General features: G+C 64.2%; 22 protein-coding genes. 13 read left to right on the forward strand and 9 right to left on the reverse strand.

Translation table 11 applies throughout. The features are described 5' to 3' along the window. Positions 1 to 125 precede the first annotated feature (125 nt). Positions 126 to 587, forward strand: a complete 462-nt coding sequence (locus KUF59_RS20355; protein ID WP_212459349.1) for a hypothetical protein — start codon at positions 126 to 128, stop codon at positions 585 to 587. Between the two features lie 28 nt (positions 588 to 615). Here the strand turns inward: KUF59_RS20355 and KUF59_RS20360 are convergent, their stop codons facing one another. From KUF59_RS20360 to KUF59_RS20375, 4 genes are all read right to left on the reverse strand, one after another. Further along, complete coding sequence (locus tag KUF59_RS20360) at positions 616 to 1,875, reverse strand: acyl-CoA dehydrogenase family protein (protein ID WP_212459350.1); 1,260 nt, start codon at positions 1,873 to 1,875, stop codon at positions 616 to 618. Between the two features lie 150 nt (positions 1,876 to 2,025). Next, entirely contained in the window at positions 2,026 to 2,982 is a 957-nt protein-coding gene (locus KUF59_RS20365) for a helix-turn-helix domain-containing protein (protein ID WP_212459351.1), read from the reverse strand. Positions 2,983 to 3,388: 406 nt separating this feature from the next. Beyond that, entirely contained in the window at positions 3,389 to 3,889 is a 501-nt protein-coding gene (locus KUF59_RS20370; RefSeq protein WP_212459352.1) for a peptide deformylase, read from the reverse strand. 17 nt (positions 3,890 to 3,906) lie between these two features. Next, a complete protein-coding gene (locus KUF59_RS20375) occupies positions 3,907 to 4,311 on the reverse strand; it encodes an MAPEG family protein (protein ID WP_212459353.1) in 405 nt (134 codons plus the stop codon). 161 nt (positions 4,312 to 4,472) lie between these two features. Between KUF59_RS20375 and KUF59_RS20380 the strand changes: the two genes are divergently transcribed. Both KUF59_RS20380 and KUF59_RS20385 read left to right on the forward strand, forming a co-directional pair. Continuing rightward, positions 4,473 to 5,228, forward strand: a complete 756-nt coding sequence (locus KUF59_RS20380; protein WP_212459354.1) for an SDR family oxidoreductase — start codon at positions 4,473 to 4,475, stop codon at positions 5,226 to 5,228. A gap of 390 nt (positions 5,229 to 5,618) precedes the next feature. Continuing rightward, the gene (locus tag KUF59_RS20385) at positions 5,619 to 6,839 is read left to right on the forward strand and encodes an MFS transporter (RefSeq protein ID WP_212459355.1); all 1,221 of its coding nucleotides are present in this window, start codon (positions 5,619 to 5,621) and stop codon (positions 6,837 to 6,839) included. 119 nt (positions 6,840 to 6,958) lie between these two features. Here KUF59_RS20385 and KUF59_RS20390 read toward each other — a convergent pair whose 3' ends face one another. Further along, entirely contained in the window at positions 6,959 to 7,831 is an 873-nt protein-coding gene (locus KUF59_RS20390) for a bifunctional helix-turn-helix transcriptional regulator/GNAT family N-acetyltransferase (protein ID WP_212459356.1), read from the reverse strand. Between the two features lie 147 nt (positions 7,832 to 7,978). Between KUF59_RS20390 and KUF59_RS20395 the strand changes: the two genes are divergently transcribed. Further along, positions 7,979 to 9,115: an MFS transporter gene (locus KUF59_RS20395; RefSeq protein ID WP_212459626.1), complete on the forward strand. Its 1,137-nt coding sequence runs from the start codon at positions 7,979 to 7,981 to the stop codon at positions 9,113 to 9,115. Between the two features lie 5 nt (positions 9,116 to 9,120). On the opposite strand, the gene KUF59_RS20400 is transcribed toward KUF59_RS20395, so the two are convergent. Together KUF59_RS20400 and KUF59_RS20405 are read right to left on the reverse strand one after the other, a co-directional pair. Beyond that, positions 9,121 to 9,537, reverse strand: coding sequence for a cupin domain-containing protein (locus KUF59_RS20400; RefSeq protein ID WP_258769901.1), 417 nt, complete (start codon positions 9,535 to 9,537; stop codon positions 9,121 to 9,123). A 72-nt stretch (positions 9,538 to 9,609) separates the two neighbouring features. Then, positions 9,610 to 10,011, reverse strand: a complete 402-nt coding sequence (locus KUF59_RS20405; RefSeq protein WP_212459358.1) for an Ohr family peroxiredoxin — start codon at positions 10,009 to 10,011, stop codon at positions 9,610 to 9,612. A 150-nt stretch (positions 10,012 to 10,161) separates the two neighbouring features. Here KUF59_RS20405 and KUF59_RS20410 point away from each other — a divergent pair, with 150 nt between their 5' ends. Further along, on the forward strand, positions 10,162 to 10,638 hold the full coding sequence (locus KUF59_RS20410; protein ID WP_212459359.1) for a MarR family winged helix-turn-helix transcriptional regulator: 477 nt from the start codon (positions 10,162 to 10,164) through the stop codon (positions 10,636 to 10,638). Between the two features lie 6 nt (positions 10,639 to 10,644). Here KUF59_RS20410 and KUF59_RS20415 read toward each other — a convergent pair whose 3' ends face one another. Further along, positions 10,645 to 11,313: a VOC family protein gene (locus KUF59_RS20415; protein WP_212459360.1), complete on the reverse strand. Its 669-nt coding sequence runs from the start codon at positions 11,311 to 11,313 to the stop codon at positions 10,645 to 10,647. A gap of 157 nt (positions 11,314 to 11,470) precedes the next feature. Then, positions 11,471 to 11,824, reverse strand: coding sequence for an MmcQ/YjbR family DNA-binding protein (locus KUF59_RS20420; protein WP_212459361.1), 354 nt, complete (start codon positions 11,822 to 11,824; stop codon positions 11,471 to 11,473). A gap of 138 nt (positions 11,825 to 11,962) precedes the next feature. Between KUF59_RS20420 and KUF59_RS20425 the strand changes: the two genes are divergently transcribed. From KUF59_RS20425 to KUF59_RS20460, 8 genes are all read left to right on the forward strand, one after another. Next, the gene (locus KUF59_RS20425; protein ID WP_408918103.1) at positions 11,963 to 13,627 is read left to right on the forward strand and encodes an acetolactate synthase large subunit; all 1,665 of its coding nucleotides are present in this window, start codon (positions 11,963 to 11,965) and stop codon (positions 13,625 to 13,627) included. 89 nt (positions 13,628 to 13,716) lie between these two features. Then, positions 13,717 to 14,064 carry a Lin0512 family protein gene (locus tag KUF59_RS20430; protein WP_212401550.1) on the forward strand — a complete coding sequence of 116 codons (348 nt, stop codon included), beginning with the start codon at positions 13,717 to 13,719 and terminating at the stop codon, positions 14,062 to 14,064. Between the two features lie 6 nt (positions 14,065 to 14,070). Next, positions 14,071 to 14,763 (forward strand): GNAT family N-acetyltransferase, encoded by a 693-nt coding sequence (locus KUF59_RS20435; RefSeq protein WP_212459362.1) that lies wholly within the window; start codon positions 14,071 to 14,073, stop codon positions 14,761 to 14,763. Between the two features lie 72 nt (positions 14,764 to 14,835). After that, entirely contained in the window at positions 14,836 to 16,020 is a 1,185-nt protein-coding gene (locus tag KUF59_RS20440) for a serine hydrolase domain-containing protein (RefSeq protein WP_212459363.1), read from the forward strand. A gap of 281 nt (positions 16,021 to 16,301) precedes the next feature. Next, a complete protein-coding gene (locus KUF59_RS20445) occupies positions 16,302 to 16,694 on the forward strand; it encodes an ArsR/SmtB family transcription factor (RefSeq protein ID WP_212459364.1) in 393 nt (130 codons plus the stop codon). Between the two features lie 12 nt (positions 16,695 to 16,706). Continuing rightward, the gene (locus KUF59_RS20450; RefSeq protein WP_212459365.1) at positions 16,707 to 17,240 is read left to right on the forward strand and encodes an SRPBCC family protein; all 534 of its coding nucleotides are present in this window, start codon (positions 16,707 to 16,709) and stop codon (positions 17,238 to 17,240) included. Between the two features lie 39 nt (positions 17,241 to 17,279). Next, positions 17,280 to 18,029, forward strand: coding sequence for a DUF899 domain-containing protein (locus KUF59_RS20455; RefSeq protein WP_212459366.1), 750 nt, complete (start codon positions 17,280 to 17,282; stop codon positions 18,027 to 18,029). Next, entirely contained in the window at positions 18,026 to 18,277 is a 252-nt protein-coding gene (locus tag KUF59_RS20460; protein ID WP_212459367.1) for a hypothetical protein, read from the forward strand. The genes KUF59_RS20455 and KUF59_RS20460 overlap by 4 nt, the downstream gene beginning before the upstream one ends. The last annotated feature ends 42 nt before the right edge of the window (positions 18,278 to 18,319 follow it).

The raw sequence follows: 18,319 nt of genomic DNA on the forward strand, positions 1-18,319 counted from the left end.
GGGTGGATTAGCCGGAGGCGTAATCCGCCAATCCTTTGGTCGAGACAAGCTCATGATGGCGGGTTACGCTTTCGCTAACCCGCCCTACGAGCTGACGCCGCATTGACTGGCTGGGAGGCAATCTCTTGAAACGGTCCGCCGTGTGGTTTGCGTTGGTGGGGCCGGCGGTCGGATTCGCGATGATGTTTGCCGTCTCGCTCGCGCGACTTTCGTGGCAAATAGTCATGAGGCGAAGCGACGCCGTTCTGCTGGATGACTCGCTGGCATCAACCGCGCTTGGTTTCGTGACGGTCATCCCTGTCCTTTTGATCGGGGCCTATGTCGTCGGGGCGCCCGCCGCCTTTGCCGTCGGCGCGGCGACGCGATTGATGTCGGATCGCGCCGTCTCGACGTTATGGATCGTCGCCGCCAGCCTTCTCATCGGAGCCGGGATCAGCATGGCGACGATCTATGGGCTCGATGAATTCGTGATCCCGCATCCCCATTTGGATTCGGCGCCCATGTTTGGTCCGCGCATGTGGGTCATCGTCGGAGCCGTTGGCGCCGCGTCGGCGGTGATGTGCACGCTGGCCGCCATGCGCCGCTAGCTTTCGCCAACCAACCCGCGCTGCAGACCTAGCCCGTGGCGCCAAACGTCCCATAGGGCGCGGTCAGCGAACTGTAGGATGGGCTCTTGATGATGTTGTGCAGGTTTCTGCGGCGGGCGCCCATGTTGCCGCCGTCATAGAGCGGGAAACACATGGCGTCGTTCATCAGTTCTGCCAGCGGGTGCATGTCTGTGTAGCTGTCGACCCCGACCAGCCGCATGGCGTCATAGACGACGTCGACGCAGGTCTCCGAGCAGAAGACTTTTGTCATCACGGCAAGCTCGTGCTCTTTCCCTTTGGAAAGATCGTATTGCTGGCAGGCCTTCCAGGTCAGGTACCGGCATGCCTCGATCTTCATCTTCATGTCGGCGAGCATGTAGCCCACAGTCGAATATTCGATGATCGGATGCGGGCCGGAGCGGGCGTCGTTCTTCGCAAACGCGACAGCATGATCGAAGGCGGCGCGCATCACGCCGACGCAGGCCGCGCCGATCAGCGCCGCGGTCCAGGCAAAATTCGTGGAAACGATCTCGATGCCGTCGCCCGGCTTGCCGATGATATTGCCGGCGGGAACGCGGACATTTTCGAACTTCATGCGCGGCGAGATCGTGGCCCGGTGTCCGGCCGTGTCGAGAATTCCGGTCACCTTGACGCCCGGCGCGTTGCCGGGAACCATGATCACGGCGAGGGATTCCTGGGCGTTCTTGTTCGGGTCGGTCCGGCACACCACGGCGTAGAGATGGCAATTCTTGCCGTCCCAGCCGGTGCCGTTGGTGGTGTAGTGCTTTTCGCCGTTGATGACCCATTCATCGCCTTCGCGAATGGCGAAAGTCTTGACGCCGTAACGCGGGTCGGGCGCGTCGAAGTTTGCGCCGCCCGTCACCTCGGTGAAGGCGAGCGCGCCGAGCAGCGATCCGTCCTTGATGAAATCGGGAAGGAAACGGCGCCTTTGCTCGTCGGTCCCGAACATGATGACGGGCTTGACGCAAAGCCCGGTCCCGAGCATCGCGCTGGGGACGTTGACGTCGACGACGCACAATTCTTCGGCGGCGACCGCAAAGTCGAGCGTCGAAATGTCCATGCCGCCGACATCCTGCGGAAACAGTCCTTTGACGAATCCCGCGTCCACCGCCTGTTTGTGGAACGGCCGGATGGCATAGAAGCGGTCCTCGGGCTTGGCGTGCTTGCGGATCGTCGGACGGACATCCCTGAGGACGCCGCTGGCGAAGGCGCGCGCACCGTCTCGGAGGGCGATTTGATTTTCGTTGAGCCTGAAATCGATAGCCATCGCGACCTCGCACAAGAATGTTGAATGCGCCATTCTTGCACCGCGGCGACGCTCGTTCTTGGCGAGGAGGGACAAAATAATTGACCGGGAGTGCACAGGTCCCTCAGGCGGGATCGGCGCACCGCGCGCAAAGCGAATACTTGCGATGTCCTATCTGGTTTGTTGCGTGGACCGGTACTCGCGAGGCGAAAACCCGAAGCGCTGACGGAAGCTGCGGTTGAAGTGAGAAATATCGCGAAAACCCCAGCGGAACGCGACGTCGGAGATGCGCGATTGGTCCGACGCTGCGAGATCGCCGGCGCAACGCACCAGTCTCCGTTCCAGAACGACTTGCCCGAACGATTTATCGCTTTCCTCGAAGACCCGGTGCAGATAGCGGATGGAAATGCCGAAATGCGCAGCGACCGACGATGCCGACAGCAGCGGATCGGCCAAATTCGTCTCAACGAACTTCATGATGGCGGTGAACAGCCCGCGCCGCACGGATTGAGGCTGGCCCATTCGGGTTTCCTCGGTGGCCCCCAGCGCCAGCGCCGTCAGATTGACGAGATCGCCCGCAAGCGTCTCCACCGCTTCCGGTGGCAGGTCACCCCGCTGCATCGCGATGGACTTCAGGAAGCCGACCGTTATCTCGCCCAGGGCATGATTATCAGACACGCAGATGCCGGTCGAACAGTCCGGCTTCTGCAAGAGCGGTCGCAGCATGTGTCGCGGAATTCGGAACGAGAACACGTTCCAATCGTCCATGAAATCCAGAAAGTAGGGCCGGGTCGAGTCGACGACCGCGAACTGGTTCGGGCCGACGATCGTCTCCCGTCCCTCGGTCTCGTAGCGGCAGCGGCCGCTCAATTGCAGATTGACAAAATAGACTTCCTGCGACGCCCTGCGGATCTCGGCATCGCCCCGGATGACGTGATGCGCCTTCGACTGAACCGTCGTGACGTTGATCGTGGACAGCGGATAGGCCGTCACACGGCTGGGGAAGCGGGCCGCACCCTGCGCCCCGGGCCGCTCCGGCCTCAGGGTAACAAAGGCTTCGCAGAGGACCTCGCGCCAATAGGCGAACTGGTCGCGGTCGGGCAATTCTTCGGTGTTCCAGATCTGCATCAGATCACCCCCACGGACGCGATCGTTGCGACGACAGGCAAGGTCGGCGAAACGATACCCTTCTGCTCCCGGCGGCGGGAAAGACTAACCCTTGCCTCGAAATGGGCAAGTGAGACGGATGCGAGAAACAGGGAATTTTTCGGCGCGTTTTCGAGAGGCTCAAGCCGGGCAGGGGACGCTGTCCGCCTTCGCGCTTCGAGCCACGGCGGACAAGTCGCTAACGCGCCTTACGAATTCCGCGCTTCAGCCGCGACAGGTGCGTAGGGTGGATTAGCCCGCGGCTGCGCGAAGCGCAGTCCGCTGGCGTAATCCACCATTCTCTCGTCGCGTCGCGCTCCAAGATGGTGGGTTACGCCGAGCGGATTGCGCTTCGTGCAATCCGCGGGGCTAACCCAGCCTACGGTCCCTACGAATTCCGCGATATCTTCTCGAACTTCTTGATCAACCGCTCCCGCTTCAGCCGCGACAGCTTGTGGATCCAGAACAGGCCGTTGAGCTGATCGATCTCGTGCTGGTGGCAGACGGCGCGCAAGCCGTCCGACTCCTCATTGTGCATGTTGCCGTCGACATCCTGATAGCTGATCCGCACGCGCGCGTGCCGCTCCACCTCGTCATTGACGCCAGGCATCGAGACGCTGCCTTCCCGGTGCATGATCATCTCGTCCGACAGCCATTCGATCTCCGGATTGACATAGGTCCGCGCCCCGTCCTTGTCGCCGAGGTCGAGCACCACGACCCGCAGGGGAACGCCGATATGCGGCGCGGTGACCCCGATCCCCGGCGCGGCATGCATCGTCTCCAGCAGGTCCTGCGCGAGTTCCTGCAGTGTGGCGTCGAACACGGTCACCGGCCGGGCAGGGATGGCGAGCCGGCGGTCGGGATAGCGGACGATCGTGCGGATGGTCATGCTCGGATTCGTTCACTTCAATGAGTTACGAAGGGCGCTGCCAAAACGGCGAGCATGCCAAAGCTGGCGATGTTCCAGAACAGGGAGCGGACGAGCGGTACGCCGGATATGTAAAGCGCCGAGTAGCCGATGCGCCCGCCAAGATAGGCGATCGATCCCCAATAGGTCAGCCCATTGTGAATGCCTGCGACGTGAGCGATCAGGATCGCGGCGACAAAGAACGGAAACGTCTCCATGTAGTTGCGGAAATTTCGGTTGATGCGGCCGGGAATGGGCTTGAGCGGCGGCATCTCGACGTCGCGCGGGCTCGCGGCCCATCTGAGGCCGTACTGCACGTTGGCGGCTTGCGCGGCGGCGACAAGCTGAAAGAAGCCCCAGACGATGGTGGCTGCCAGCATCGAAAGTTCGAAGTCGATCCCCATCCTGTGTCCCTTCGAATTGAGGTGCGGCCAGCCCGTCACAAGGTCAACCTGCTTGCCCCGTCAGTCCGATCAAATCTCAGCGCGCGGCAAATTGCGACATCAAATGATCGGGTGCAGGGCGCAGCGTGCGCGTGCATCAAGTCCTCGACAAAGGAACTCTCATGAAGATCGTCGTCATAGGCGGCACCGGCCTGATCGGCTCGAAAGTGGTCGCCATTTTGCGTCAGACAGGCCACGAGGTCGTCGCCGCCTCGCTGAGGAGCGGCGTCAACGTCATCACCGGCGAGGGGGTGAAGGAGGCCATGGCCGGCGCGGACGTCGTGATCGACCTCGCCAATTCACCGTCGTTCGAGGACAAGGCCGTACTGGAGTTTTTCCAGACCGCCGGCCGCAACATCTTTGCTGCGGAAGCCACAACCGGCATCCGGCACCATGTCGCGCTCTCCATCGTCGGGGCCGGGCGGACGCCCGAGAACGGCTATTTCCGCGCAAAAGTCGCCCAGGAGAAGCTGATAGAGGCCTCCGGCATTCCCTACACCATCGTGCGCGCGACCCAGTTCATGGAATTTCTCGGCGCGATTGCGGGGTCGGCCACGCAGGGCAACATTGTCAGGATGTCGCCCGGTCCGTTCCAGCCGATCGCGGCGGAGGACGTCGCCGCCATCGTCGCCGACGTCGCGCTCCAGGCGCCGCGCAACGGCATGATTGACATCGCAGGCCCCGACCGCGCGCCGTTCGACGAGATCGTCGCCCGCTACCTGAAGGCGATCGGCGATCCCCGCACTGTCGTGGGCGATCCCGACGCGCTGTATTTCGGCGGCCGGGTCGAGGAGCACTCGCTGGTGCCAATCGGCGAAGCGCGCCTCGGCCGCATCGGGCTCGACGCATGGCTCAGCCGGGCGCGGACACAGGCCTGAGGTCTGAAGCCTGACGGCATCAATCCCCTGAAGCATCAAGAGCTTCGTGCCGTTGGGCAAATCGCTGGCAAACCATCCCAGCCCACCAGAGTGACGGTCGTACGTCGTCACGAAGGCGGGTTGGGAAGCGGTGGACGCCGGCTGCCGTCGGCTACTGTGCATGGGGTTGTTTCGATGCTTTTGGTGCAGGGGTCGCAAGCTGAGGCCGGGCCCGGCATCATCGTCGCCAAAAATTTCGCTTTACGCGAAACACGGAATATCGTATGGATATGCCATAGGGGGCCGCGGAGAGCGGCTTCCAAAAATTCCTGTTTCTTCGCCCATGCTGATGTCGGTTGCGGCAGTTCCCGTTCGTCTTCCACCCAGACAGACCTGCACGGGAGACCAGGAATGAACCCTTCAACCTATCGCTGGGTGATCGTCGCCGCCGGCGGCTTGCTCGGCTGTGTCGCCATCGGCGGCATGTTTTCGCTGCCGGTGTTCTTGCAGCCGATCGCAAAGGACACGGGCTGGTCGGTGACCGGCATCTCCAGCGCGATGACCATCGGGTTTCTGGCGATGGCCTTCACCAGCATGGCCTGGGGCACGCTGACCGACCGGTTCGGACCACTGCCGGTGGTGCTGACAGGATCGACGGTGCTGAGCCTGAGCCTGTTCCTCGCAAGCCACGCCACCTCGCTGATCGCGTTCCAGTTCGTCTTTGGCCTACTGGTCGGCGCCTCCTGCGCCGCGATTTTTGCGCCGATGATGGCGACCGTCACCGGCTGGTTCGACACCCATCGCGGCCTTGCGGTCTCGCTGGTGTCGGCCGGCATGGGCATGGCGCCGATGACGATGGCGCCGTTCGCGGCCTGGCTCGTCTCAGGCCATGACTGGCGGACCTCGATGCAGATCGTGGCGCTGGTGGTCGGCGCCATCATGATCCCGGTCTCGCTGCTGGTGCGCCGCGCGCCCGCGCTTGCCGCCGCAGCTGCCGCGCCGGTCACGGGTGGCGCGCCGCAAGCGGAGATGTCGGTCGGGGAGGCGCTGCGCTCGCCGCAATTCTTCATTCTGCTTGCAACCAACTTCTTCTGCTGCGCCACCCATTCGGGTCCGATCATCCACACCGTCAGCTATGCCGTGAGCTGCGGCATCCCGCTGATCGCGGCGGTCACGATCTACAGCGTCGAGGGCTTTGCCGGCCTGTTCGGCCGCATCGGCTTCGGCCTGCTCGGCGACCGCTTTGGCGCCAAGCGCGTGCTGGTCACGGGTCTCCTGCTGCAGGCCTTCGGCGCGCTCTCCTACGTCTTCGCCCGTGAGCTCGTGATGTTCTATTCGGTCGCGGCCGTGTTCGGCTTCATCTATGCCGGCACCATGCCGCTCTATGCCGTGCTCGTGCGCGAAAACTTCCCGCTGAAGATGATGGGCACCGTGATCGGCGGCACGGCGATGGCCGGCAGCCTCGGCATGGCGACGGGACCGCTCGCCGGCGGCCTGATCTACGACGCGTTCTCGAGCTATGCCTGGCTCTATATCGGCTCATGGGCGATGGGCCTTGGCGCGTTCCTGATGGCGATGACGTTCAGGCCGTTTGCAAGGCCGCAAGCTCAGCCTGCGGCGGTGACGGCGTGACCAATCTCCACGTCATTCCGGGCCGCGCGCGAGCGCGAACCCCAATGCGCAATTGCGCATTGTGGAATCTCGAGATTCCGGGTTCAGCCCTCACGGGCTGCCCCGGAATGACGTTGGATCTAAACCCGCTTCTCGAAAAACAGATCCGGATAGGGATCGTCGTTGAATCGCGCGATCTCGGTCCAGCCGGTGCTGCGGTAGAGCTGGCCGGCCTCGGGCAGCGCGCTGTTGGTGTCGAGCCGCAGCACCGTGATGCCGAGTTCGCGCGCGGCGGTCTCGGCTGCGTCCATCAGGCGCCGGCCGAGGCCGAGCCCGCGCGCGGCCGGCGACACCCACAGACGCTTGATCTCGGCGATCTCGCCGCCGCTGCCCTTCAGCCCGACGCAGCCGATCGGCAGACCGTCCGACATCGCCACGATAAAAGTTCCGCGCGGGCGGACCATGTCCTTGGCATCGGGATCGCGCGACAGCTTGACGTCAAAACCCTGTTTGAAGCGGCGGGCGAGCTCGGCATAGTATTCGCCGAGGCAGTAGCGCGCCACGGGCTCGCGCGGATTCGTCTCGTTGAGTTCGGTGCGGCTGTTGCCGAGTGCGGACGCGATCATGTCCATCGCGGCCAGCAGCGCCTCGCGCTTCGCATGGCGGGCGAGCATGGCGTCGGCCTGCGCGTTGGAGATCGCCTCATACGCTTTGAACTCGCCGGCGCCCGCCCGCGTCAGTGTCGCCACGCGGCGGCGCGCGTCGTCGGCATGCGCCGTCGTTTCGATCATGCCTTCGTCTTCGAGGCTGCGCAGCAGGCGGCTCATCAGCCCGGAATCCAGGCCGAGATAGTCGCGGATCTCGGCGACGTCGGAACGCCCGTGCCCGATCGCATTGAGCACGCGCGCCGCACCAAGCGGGCGGCCGCGTCCGAGGAAGGAATGATCGAGCGCGCCGACCGCTGAGGTCACGGCACGGTTGAAGCGGCGGACGCGGGAGATCGGATCGAGCATTATCTGACTTTAGTCAGATAAATGCTTCTGTCAATCGCAGGGGATCTGGGGTGCGGCGTTCCGGTCTCGACGTCTTCAAACAATTGCCCGAGAGACGACTTAACCCCACATGCTCGCAATACCCGCCTCTCGGAGTTCCCTTTGAAAATGCTGTCCGCCGATCGTCCGGCCACCCGGCTCGCGACGCGCCTGTCGTTTCTCGTCGCTGGTTTTGGCATGGCCTGCTGGGCACCGCTGGTGCCATTTGCGAAAGAGCGGCTGGCGGTCGATGACGGTGTGCTCGGCTTGCTGCTGCTCTGCCTCGGCATCGGCTCCGTCGCGGCGATGCTGCTGACGGGCGTGCTGAGCGCACGCTATGGCAGCAAGCCCATCATCATCGCGGGCGGGTTGGCGCTCGCCGTCATGTTGCCGTTTCTGACCATCGCCAGCACGCCTGTTACGCTCGGCGTGACGCTGCTCGCCTTCGGCGCGGCGCTCGGCACGATCGACGTCGCCATGAACATCCATGCCGTCGAGGTCGAGCGCGCGGCGCCGCGGCCGCTGATGTCGGGCTTCCATGCGCATTTCAGCATCGGCGGGTTCATCGGTTCGGCCGCGATGACCGCGCTTCTATCGCTGCACCTCGACGCGCTCGCGAGCAGCCTCATCTGCGCCGCGCTAATGGTGATCGCGATGGTGATCGCCTGGCCGCGCCTGCTGCGCGCCGCGCAGGCGCATGAGGGGCCACTGTTCGTGCTGCCGCACGGCATCGTGCTGCTGCTCGCAGCGCTCGCCGCCATCACGTTTCTTGTCGAGGGCGCTTTGCTCGACTGGGGCGCGCTCCTCATCGTCGGCGCGGGTCTCGTGAAAGACGCGCAAGGCGGCATCGGCTACATGCTGTTCTCGATCGCCATGACGGTCGGCCGTCTCGGTGGCGACGCCTTCACCGCGCGCGTCGGCGATCGCGCGACGCTGGTCTCGGGAAGCCTGCTGGCGATCGCGGGCTTTGTGATGCTGCTGCTTGCGCCGGTCGCCGCGTTTGCCATGGCCGGCTTCGTGCTCATCGGCCTCGGCGCATCGAACCTCGTGCCGGTCCTGTTCCGCCGGGCCGGCACGCAAACCGTGATGCCCACCGGCCTTGCGGTCGCCTCGATTACGACAGCTGGTTATGCGGGCGTCCTGCTGGGGCCTGCCGGCATCGGCTTCGTCGCCAAGATCGCTGGGCTCGCGTCCGCATTCGCCATGCTGGCCGCGCTCATGGCCGCGGTCACCTTGTCCGCGCACGTCGTGACCAGGAAGGCCTGATGGACTTACTGAGCCAAGGTCAGCAGCGGTTTGCTCTTGTCGACGATGTACGTCGCAAGCTCGCTTGCAGTGACACTGCCGGCGTTGCGCGCCGCATGCACCGTCCCGGCCGGGATGAAGAGCACGTCGCCGGCCTTCAGCGTCACGGGCGCCTTGCCGGCGACCGTATATTCCAGCGCGCCTTTGAGCACATAGATGATCTCTTCACCGGGATGGGAGTGATGGGGAAAGGCGACGCCCGGTTCGATGTCGACGCGGACCTGGACCGCCTCGCGCCCGGGGACGCTGAGGTCGTGCCGTTGCAGGTCGGTCCGCGTGATGCCCGTCGGCTGGGCCAGCGCAAGCCGTGGCGCCAGAACGCTGCCCGCAATCAGCGCGGCCGTTGCGATCGTCCGCATCGTCTTCGTCAGCATGGTACTCATGATGGTTTCCTCATAGTCTGGATGTCTCGTCCGGGGCCGGGCCCGCCTGTCGGCAGGCCCGCAAAATCCCGTTCAGGCGAGCGTGGTGGTCACCTCGATGTTGCCGTGGACGGCCTTGGAGTAGGGGCAGATGCCGTGCGCGGCTTCGACCAGTTCCTCAGCGACCGCGCGATCGACGCCCGGCAGGCTGACGTTCAGGCGCGCGCGCAGGAAGAACGCGCCACCGGCCTGGTTGAGGTCGATCTCGGTATCGACGGCCGGGTCGGTCGGCAGCTTGACCTTGCGCTGGGCGGCGGCGAGCTGGATCGCGCCGAGATAGCAGGCCGACCAGGCGGCGCCGAACAGGTTTTCAGCCGCCGGGTGCGGCTGTGGCAGCTTGACGTCGAGGAAGCCGTCGCTCGAGCGGGCGGCGCCGTTGCTGCCCGCGCTGACATGGGTTTTGCCGGTGAAGAGAACCTTTGCAGTCGCGCTCATGGCGAACTCCTTTTGCTGGGTCATTTAGATCGCATCCGATCTAATCGAATACGCGTCGAAATAGTCCGCTGGGCGGGCCGGGTCAAGCTCTTCCGATTTAATCGGATGCGATATATATAGCGCCGGAGATCACAAATTCCGGAGGTTCCCGTGACGCGCTCGCCTCAGCCCAAGGACCAGCTCAAGGGCCGAAAGCTGTCCAACTATCTGTGTTTTGCCATCTATTCGGCCAATCTGGCCTTCGGCCGGGCCTACAAGCCGATCCTCGACGCGGTGGGGCTGACCTACACGCAGTACATCGCCCTGGTCGCGCTCGCCGAGGCCGATGAGCAGACCGTTAGCGAGCTCGGCGACAAGCTGTTTTTGGAATCCAACACGCTGACGCCGATCCTGAAGAAGCTCGAGCAGATGGGATATCTCCGCCGGCAGCGCGACCCCGAGGACGAGCGCCAGGTGAGGGTGAGCCTGACGCCGGCCGGCCGCTGCCTGCTCGACAAGGATCTCGGCGCGCCGCTCGTCGAGGCGACTGGGCTCGGCGACGATTTTCCGGTGGTGCAGAAAACCGTCAGCAGGCTGCGCGACAATCTGCTGCGCGCGGGTGAGGCGCAGCCTGCGAAGAAGAAGTGACGACCGTTACAGCGGCAACGGTTTGCCGGCCCGCTCCTTGACGATGTAGTCGGCGTACCAGTCCGGCCAATTTTCGTCATGCTTGCCGCCGTTGCGCTTCTCGTGCTCGCCATGGGCGATGGACGCGCGGCGCATCGCAGCCGCCAGATCCCTCGACGAGGCGAACGCGGTCTCCTCCGCATCGATGCGTCCGGGCAGCCGCGTCGTGATCTCCTGGAGTAGCCAGCCATTGCCGTCGGGATCTCTGAACGAGGCGTAGGTGCGGTAGGTGCCACGCTCCGGATCCGGACCGCTGACGCGGCGGCTGCCGGAGAGGAAGGGCTCGTCCGTGCCGGTGTGTACGCTGCTGTCGGGATGGAAGAGCTCGCTCACCGCTACGCCGCGTGCGAGCAGATCGTCTCGCGCGGCCTTGATGTCGGATACGACCAGATACAGGCCCTGCGCCGAACCGGGGGCCGCCGCGGTCACGTTCTTGCCGAAGATAACGGACGCGGGCGAGCCGGGCGGGGTGAACTGGATCACGCGCCAGTCGTCGCTGGCGGCAAAATCGGCGTCGAGCCGCCAGCCGAGCTTGCTGTAGAACGATTTGGCCCGATCGACGTCGGACACGGGAATGACTGCGATCTCGAACTTGAAGTCGATGGCTGGTTTCTTGGTCTGGGTGGACGTGGTCATGGCTGTCTCCTTGATGTCTGGGAGCGCGGCGCCACCAATGCGCCGCCGATCCGATGGGCGCAGAGTTAGATTGCTTCGCTCGGCAAGCGAATACGCGCCGTTCGGCAGACACTCTTCCGTACCGCGAGCGAATACGGGCGCCGGTTCCGGCAGCCATTCAGACGAGCCCGAGTTCCTTACGCGCCTTCCGCGTCAGCTTTGCGACCACCAGGGCATGGGACTGTCGGAGATAGGCCGCGAGCTCGGCATCGCTCAGGGCATCATTGTCGGTGAGCTGCACCCATTTGGCGCGGGCGAGGTACGGCGCCGGGCGTGCCAGGCCCTGTTCGATCAGGAGCGCATAGGCCATGTTCGAGGTCTTGAACATGAAGCCGCCGGAGCGTTCCACGAAACCTCCGGCGAGCGCGAACATCTTGCCGCCGACCTTGAACACGGAGGTGCCTTCCCACTGGATCACCATGGTGACGGCGGGAAGGCGCCGGCAATGAGCTTTGAAGGTCTTGGGATTCATGTCGCGCTTGTGGTCGAGGATCGATGAAACCAGTGTCCGAACCTGCGGATGGCGACAAGCCGAAAAGCATTGTGAGTTGTGCCGGACGGTTGAGCGGTTACCATCCCGTCCAATGGTTGGAGACAAGGGGGAGGCGACATGAGTGAACAGACGCGCATGGTGAAGGGATCGGACCTGTTCGTTGCGGCGCTCGAGAACGAAGGCGTCGACCGCATTTTTGGCGTGCCCGGCGAGGAAAACCTCGACCTGGTCGAGTCCCTGCGCAACTCAAAAATCAAGCTGATCCTCACCCGGCACGAGCAGGCCGCCGCCTTCATGGCCGCGACCCATGGCCGGCTGACCGGCAAACCGGGCGTGTGCCTGTCGACGCTCGGCCCGGGCGCGCTCAACCTGTCGACCGGTGCGGCTTACGCCTATCTCGGCGCCATGCCGATGATCATGATCACGGGGCAGAAGGCGATCATGAGCAGCCGGCAGGCGCGCTTCCAGATCGTAGACGTCGTCGCCTCCATGAAGCCGCTGACCAAGCTGGCGCGGCAGATCGTCAGCGCCTCGAGCATCCCGACCGTGGTGCGCGACGCCTTCCGCGTGGCGATGGAGGAGCGGCCGGGTCCGGTGCATCTCGAATTGCCCGAGGACGTCGCGGGCGAGGAGGTCGCGCCGGCGCCTGTCGTGCCGATCCATCCGATCGAAATTCCCGTCGCCCATCGCGCCGCGCTCGACCGCGCCGCCGAGATGATTTTGGCCGCTAAGCGCCCGCTCGTGATGATGGGCGCCGCGACCAGCCGGCCGCGATCGACCCACGGCATCGCAAGCTTCGTGCGGCGCACCGGCATTCCCTTCTTCACCACGCAGATGGGGAAGGGCACCGTGCCCGGCGGCACCAATCTCTACATGGGCACGGCGGCGCTCTCCGAGCGCGACTATGTCCACGAGGCGATCGATGCCGCCGACCTGATCGTCGCCATCGGCCATGACGCGATCGAGAAGCCACCCTTCATCATGGGCCCGTGGGGCCCGAAGGTGATCCATGTCAGCTACACGCCGGCGAGCGTCGAGCAGGTCTATTTCCCGGATGCGGAGGTCATCGGCGACGTCGGGCCGAGCCTCGAATTGCTGGCCGATCGCCTCGAAGGCAAGCTGCCGAACGCCGCCGCGCTGTTGCCGGCGCGTGAGCAGATCCTCGCGCATATCGCCGATCGCGCCACCGAATCCCGCTGGCCGCCGACGCCACAAAGGATCGTGCACGACGTCCGCCAGGTCATGCCGGAGAACGGCATCGTCGCGCTCGACAACGGCATGTACAAGATCTGGTTCGCGCGCAACTACCGCACCCGCGTCGCCAACACGCTGCTGCTCGACAATGCGCTCGCGACCATGGGCGCCGGCCTGCCATCGGCGATGATGGCGGCCATGCTCTATCCGGAGCGGCGCGTGCTCGCGGTCTGCGGCGACGGCGGCTTCATGATGAACAGCCAGGAGATGGAGACGGCGGTTCGGCTGAAGCTCAATCTGGTGGTGTTGATCCTCGACGATGGCGCCTACGGCATGATCCGTTGGAAGCAGGCGGTCGACCATTTTGCCGATTTCGGCCTGACCTTCGGCAACCCCGACTTCACGCAATATGCGCAGTCCTACGGCGCCAAAGGCCATCGCATCGAGACCGTTGACAGCTTCGTGCCAACGCTCGATGCCGCCTTCAAGAGTGGCGGCGTGCACCTGATCTCGATCCCGATCGATTATTCGGAGAACGTGCGGGTGCTGGTGGACGAGCTGCGCGCGCACGAGAAATGGTCGGAGTGATCCGCAGGGCGGGTCGCGACAAGCCTCTTGTGCATGGCACGTGTATCGCGGAAGGTCGCGCTCCGGAAAATGATCGAACAGGAGTCGAAATGACCCGCGTGCGCTGTATCACCGAGATGGGCATGGGCGTCGACGTCCATGGCAAGGACGCGACGAAGGCGGCGAAGCGCGCGGTGTCTGACGCCATCCGCCATTCAAGTCTCGGCTTCTTCCGCATGATCGGGAAGACGGCGAACGACATGTTCGTGGATGTCACGATAGCCGTGCCCAATCCGGAAGCGGTCGACAAGGACGCCGTCGCCAAGGAACTTCCTTACGGCACGGTGACCGTCAACGCGGTCAAGGGCGGGCTGGAGATTCCCTCGGCTCCGGAACAGGGCAATGATCCCATCCTCATTGCCAACGCCGCCGTCATTGTCAGTTTCGACAAGGACTAGCGTCCCGTGTCCGCTAGCGACGTGACGTTGCTCGACCGTCCGATCTGGAGTGCACTGACGACCCGGCAGAGTGGCCTTGCGCTGGGCGGCGCGCAGGCGCGGCGCTTTCCCGCCGAGATCGGGCCGTTCGCCGACATGGCTGATATGTCGGATGCGAGCTTTACCGCGCTCGGCGAGCTGATGGCGCCCTCCGAATATGTCGTGCTGTTCACGCCGGACAAAATCAGCGCGCCGGCGGGCTTCAAGGTGCTGCTCGCCAAGAGCGGCGAGCAGATGATCGGAACGCCTTCCGAGAGTAGGCTCTCTGGCGTCGAGATTGTAACGCTGAGTGCCGATGATGTTCCGGCCATGATGGCGCTCGTCGAGCTAACCAAGCCCGGCCCGTTTGGCACGCGCACGCACGAGCTCGGCACGTTTCTCGGCATCCGCAACGGCGGCGAGCTCGTCGCGATGACCGGCGAACGGATGAAGCCCGGCAACTATACCGAGATGACGGCGGTGTGCGTTCATCCGTCGTATCGTGGCCGCGGCTATGCGCAGGCGCTGCTCGGCGCCGTCGCCCGTCAGATCGTCGCGCGCGGTGAGATTCCCTTCCTGCACGTGTTCTCCGACAACACCTCCGCAATCGCACTGTACAAGCGGCAGGGGATGGAGATCAGGCGCAGCCTGGAAGTGACGGTGTTGCAGAAGCAGGGCTGACGGCGTCGCAGGCTTCCCATCCGACAAATTCCCGCTATATCCGTGCAACCAAATTTGGGGAGAGCAGACGCGATGGACGCCAAGGTCACCGATTTTTCCGCCGTACGGACGGCGATGCAGCGCTACGTCGATCAGGAGATCATTGCGGGCGTGTCCTGGGCCGTGCTGCGTGGACGGGACGTCGTCGACCAGCAATGCGTCGGATTTGCCGATCGTGAGGCCAATGTGGCGCTGCGGCCCGACCACATCTTCCGCGCGTTCTCCAACACAAAACTCGTCATCACCATCGCGATCTTGCTGCTGGTCGAGGAGGGCCGTATCGGCCTCGACGACGCGATCGAGAAATTTCTGCCGCAGCTCGGCAATCGCAAGGTGCTAAAGGACGGGGCGACGAGCCTCGCCGACGTCGAGCCGGCAAAGGGCTCGATCACGATCCGTCAGCTCCTGACCCACACCGCGGGCCTCAGCTATGGAATCTTCGATCCCGGCACGGTGCTGTTCAAAGGCTATAACGAAGCCAAGGTGCTCAATCCGCTGACGCCGCTCACCGACATGATCGACAGGCTCGGTGATCTGCCGCTGTCCTATCATCCGGGTGCCTCCTGGGAATATTCGGTTGCGACCGACGTGCTCGGCCGTGTCGTCGAAGTTGTGTCGGGCAAGCCGCTCGATACCTTCATCAAGGCGCGCATCTTCGAGCCGCTGGGCATGGTCGACACCGGCTTCTGGGTGCCGGGGGCGGAGCAGGGCAGGCTGGTCGCGTATTATCGCGGCGCGGATGTGCTGGATCCGATGAAGCCGGGCCTGTGGCGGATCGACGACCTGCCTTATCCGCAAGCCTATCGCCGGCCGTTCCCGCGGCTGTCGGGCGGCGGCGGCCTGGTCTCGACCTTGCCCGACATGCTCGCGCTGGTGCGAAGCCTGCTGCCGGGCGAGGAGCGCCTGCTGAAGCCCGACACCATCCAGGCGATGATGACGAACCAGCTTCCCGCCGGGCAAACCATCCGTTTTGCCATGCTCGGGCCGATCCCCGGCAAGGGCTTTGGTCTCGGCGGCGCCGTAACCTACCAGCCGGGGCCGTTTGATCCGCCGAACTCGACCGGCGAATTCCAGTGGGGCGGCGTCGCCGGCACGCATTTGTGGATCTGTCCGCAGGCCAATACGGCCGGCGTGCTGATGGCGCAGCGCCAGATGGGCTTCTGGAATCCCTTCTTCTTCGAATTCAAGCGCCTAGCCTACCAGGCCGTCGGCGCCTGAAAAAACTGAGGGCGCGCGAATCCTCCTTCCTCGTTACGGCCCCTTAGGGTGACATCGCGGCGGCGCTGGAAGCGTTGTCGCCGCATTATCGTGACGTCGCGCTGGATCACGCACGAAGCGACAAGGGCGCGGCTGCATCATGCCCGCGCCCTGATGCGCGAATACCTGACGAGATGACCGGACCAGCGGACGGCGGCTAGGCCGGCCCCCTCGGAACCGGCCTGAAAAGAAAATTAAACCGATCGGTTGACAATTAGCGCCGGGCGTTTATGTTAAACCACATGGTTGAACAAGCGCATCTCGACGCCGTCTTTCATGCCCTCGCGGATCCGACGCGGCGGGCGATGCTTGGTCATTTGGCCGAGCGGGAACTCACGATCGGCGAACTCGCAACACCCTTCAGTATGAGTTTCGCCGGAGCTTCCAAGCATGTGCGGGTGTTGGAGAACGCAGGGCTCGTGACGCGCACGATCCGTGGCCGCACCCATTTCTGTCGTCTGCAGGCCGCGCGGCTCGCGGAAGCCGATGCGTGGCTGCGGCGTTATGAGCGCTTCTGGACTGAACGTCTCGACACGTTGGAGGCCCTGCTGCGCGCCGAGGACGAGGCCAAGGCAACCAATAGGACAGCAATCAAGGCAACCAACAAGACGGCGAGCAAGACACCGAAGAAGTAAGGGAGTCGAACAATGGATACCAAGACCAAGCCTGACGCATATGGCGAGCTGATCGAACCGACGACGCTCAGACTTCAGCGCCTGTTGCCCGGACCGATCGAGCGCATCTGGGCCTATCTCACCGACAGCGAGCTGCGCCGCAAATGGCTGGCGTCGGGCGCTATGGAGATGAAGGTCGGCGCGCCCTTCGAACTCTCCTGGCGCAACGACGAGCTCAACGATCCCCCGAGCAAGCGGCCGGAGGGCTTTCCCGAAGAGCACCGGATGCAGAGCCGGATCACGGAACTCGATCCGTTGCGGAAACTTACGATCGTCTGGAACAACAGTGGCGACGTGACCTTTGAACTGGAGCCTGCGGGCGCGGGCGTGCTGCTCACCGTCACCCACCGCCGTCTGCCGGATCGCGCGATGATGCTCAAGGTCGGCGCCGGCTGGCACATGCATCTCGACATCCTGGTTGCGCGCGCCTCCGGCAAGGAGCCGCCGCTTTTCTGGGATGGCTGGGCCCGGCTGCAGCAGGACTACGACCGGCGTCTGCCGGCCTGACGGAACGCACAAGCAAAGACAACAAACAGGAGGTTTGTCATGCAGACTCATGTCGTTTCGGCGCAGCAGTGGGAAGCTGCGCGCCAGCAATTGCTGGTGAAGGAGAAGGAGATGACGCACGCGCGTGACGCGCTCGCGGCCGAGCGGCGGCGGATGCCGTGGCTCGCCGTGGAGAAGCAATACGCGTTCGACGGACCCAAGGGCAAAGCGAGCCTGGTCGACTTGTTCGAGGGCCGCCATCAACTGATCGTCTATCGTGCCTTCTTCGAACCGGGCGTGTTCGGCTGGCCCGAACATGCCTGCCGCGGTTGCTCCATGGTGGCCGATCAGGTCGCCCATCTCGCCCACCTGAACGCCCGCGACACCACGCTCGCATTCGTCTCGCGCGCACCGCAGGCGGACATCGCACGCCTGAAGGCGCGCATGGGATGGGAGATGATCCCCTGGTACACGGTCACGGACAGTTTTGACGCCGATTTCGGCGTCGGCGAGTGGCACGGCACCAACGTGTTCTTCCGCGACGGCAGCAAGCTCTACCGCACCTACTTCATCAACAACCGCGGCGACGAGCAGATGGGAGGCACCTGGAACTACCTCGACATCACGCCGCTGGGACGGCAGGAGGTGTGGGAAGACTCACCCGAAGGCTATCCCCAGACGCCGACCTACAAATGGTGGAACTGGCACGACAGCTACGTCGAGGGTGCGGCGCCCGACAAGCGATGGGTCGAGGTGTCGGATGCCGGCGAGGCGGCGTTCCGCAAAGAGCAAGCGGGCGCAAAGTCGTGAGCAAGCGAGCCGCGATCGGCGCAGCCCATTGGCTTCACCTCGCGGCCGCGCCGACCTTTGCGATCATGGCGGTGCTGACGGGAGTGTTCGGCGGATCGGCGGATGCGTTATGTTCAGCCACTGGCGCGTCGTCGCTCGGCGGAATGGTGCCGATGTATCTGCTGATGACCGCGTTCCATTCTGCGCCCTGGCTGAAACTGATCGGCAGCCATGCGCGAGCTTCTCAAGTGAGTAAGAGCAGTGCCTGAAGCCCAGGCGCGGTGAGGGCGGGAGGCAGGCCTCCCGCCCTC

The sequence above is a fragment of the Bradyrhizobium arachidis genome, assembly GCF_024758505.1.
GTDB lineage: Bacteria > Pseudomonadota > Alphaproteobacteria > Rhizobiales > Xanthobacteraceae > Bradyrhizobium > Bradyrhizobium manausense_C.

Bases quoted from the DNA above. Each gene is read 5' to 3' on its own strand.
- KUF59_RS20400 (WP_258769901.1), bottom strand. From the start codon at position 9,537: ATGAGTACCATGCTGACGAAGACGATGCGGACGATCGCAACGGCCGCG.
- KUF59_RS20440 (WP_212459363.1), top strand. From the start codon at position 14,836: ATGGACGCCAAGGTCACCGATTTTTCCGCCGTACGGACGGCGATGCAG.
- KUF59_RS20385 (WP_212459355.1), top strand. From the start codon at position 5,619: ATGAACCCTTCAACCTATCGCTGGGTGATCGTCGCCGCCGGCGGCTTG.
- KUF59_RS20420 (WP_212459361.1), bottom strand. From the start codon at position 11,824: ATGAATCCCAAGACCTTCAAAGCTCATTGCCGGCGCCTTCCCGCCGTC.
- KUF59_RS20380 (WP_212459354.1), top strand. From the start codon at position 4,473: ATGAAGATCGTCGTCATAGGCGGCACCGGCCTGATCGGCTCGAAAGTG.
- KUF59_RS20375 (WP_212459353.1), bottom strand. From the start codon at position 4,311: ATGGGGATCGACTTCGAACTTTCGATGCTGGCAGCCACCATCGTCTGG.
- KUF59_RS20360 (WP_212459350.1), bottom strand. From the start codon at position 1,875: ATGGCTATCGATTTCAGGCTCAACGAAAATCAAATCGCCCTCCGAGAC.
- KUF59_RS20430 (WP_212401550.1), top strand. From the start codon at position 13,717: ATGACCCGCGTGCGCTGTATCACCGAGATGGGCATGGGCGTCGACGTC.
- KUF59_RS20450 (WP_212459365.1), top strand. From the start codon at position 16,707: ATGGATACCAAGACCAAGCCTGACGCATATGGCGAGCTGATCGAACCG.
- KUF59_RS20370 (WP_212459352.1), bottom strand. From the start codon at position 3,889: ATGACCATCCGCACGATCGTCCGCTATCCCGACCGCCGGCTCGCCATC.
- KUF59_RS20365 (WP_212459351.1), bottom strand. From the start codon at position 2,982: ATGCAGATCTGGAACACCGAAGAATTGCCCGACCGCGACCAGTTCGCC.
- KUF59_RS20395 (WP_212459626.1), top strand. From the start codon at position 7,979: ATGCTGTCCGCCGATCGTCCGGCCACCCGGCTCGCGACGCGCCTGTCG.
- KUF59_RS20415 (WP_212459360.1), bottom strand. From the start codon at position 11,313: ATGACCACGTCCACCCAGACCAAGAAACCAGCCATCGACTTCAAGTTC.
- KUF59_RS20405 (WP_212459358.1), bottom strand. From the start codon at position 10,011: ATGAGCGCGACTGCAAAGGTTCTCTTCACCGGCAAAACCCATGTCAGC.
- KUF59_RS20425 (WP_408918103.1), top strand. From the start codon at position 11,963: ATGAGTGAACAGACGCGCATGGTGAAGGGATCGGACCTGTTCGTTGCG.
- KUF59_RS20390 (WP_212459356.1), bottom strand. From the start codon at position 7,831: ATGCTCGATCCGATCTCCCGCGTCCGCCGCTTCAACCGTGCCGTGACC.
- KUF59_RS20445 (WP_212459364.1), top strand. From the start codon at position 16,302: ATGGTTGAACAAGCGCATCTCGACGCCGTCTTTCATGCCCTCGCGGAT.
- KUF59_RS20455 (WP_212459366.1), top strand. From the start codon at position 17,280: ATGCAGACTCATGTCGTTTCGGCGCAGCAGTGGGAAGCTGCGCGCCAG.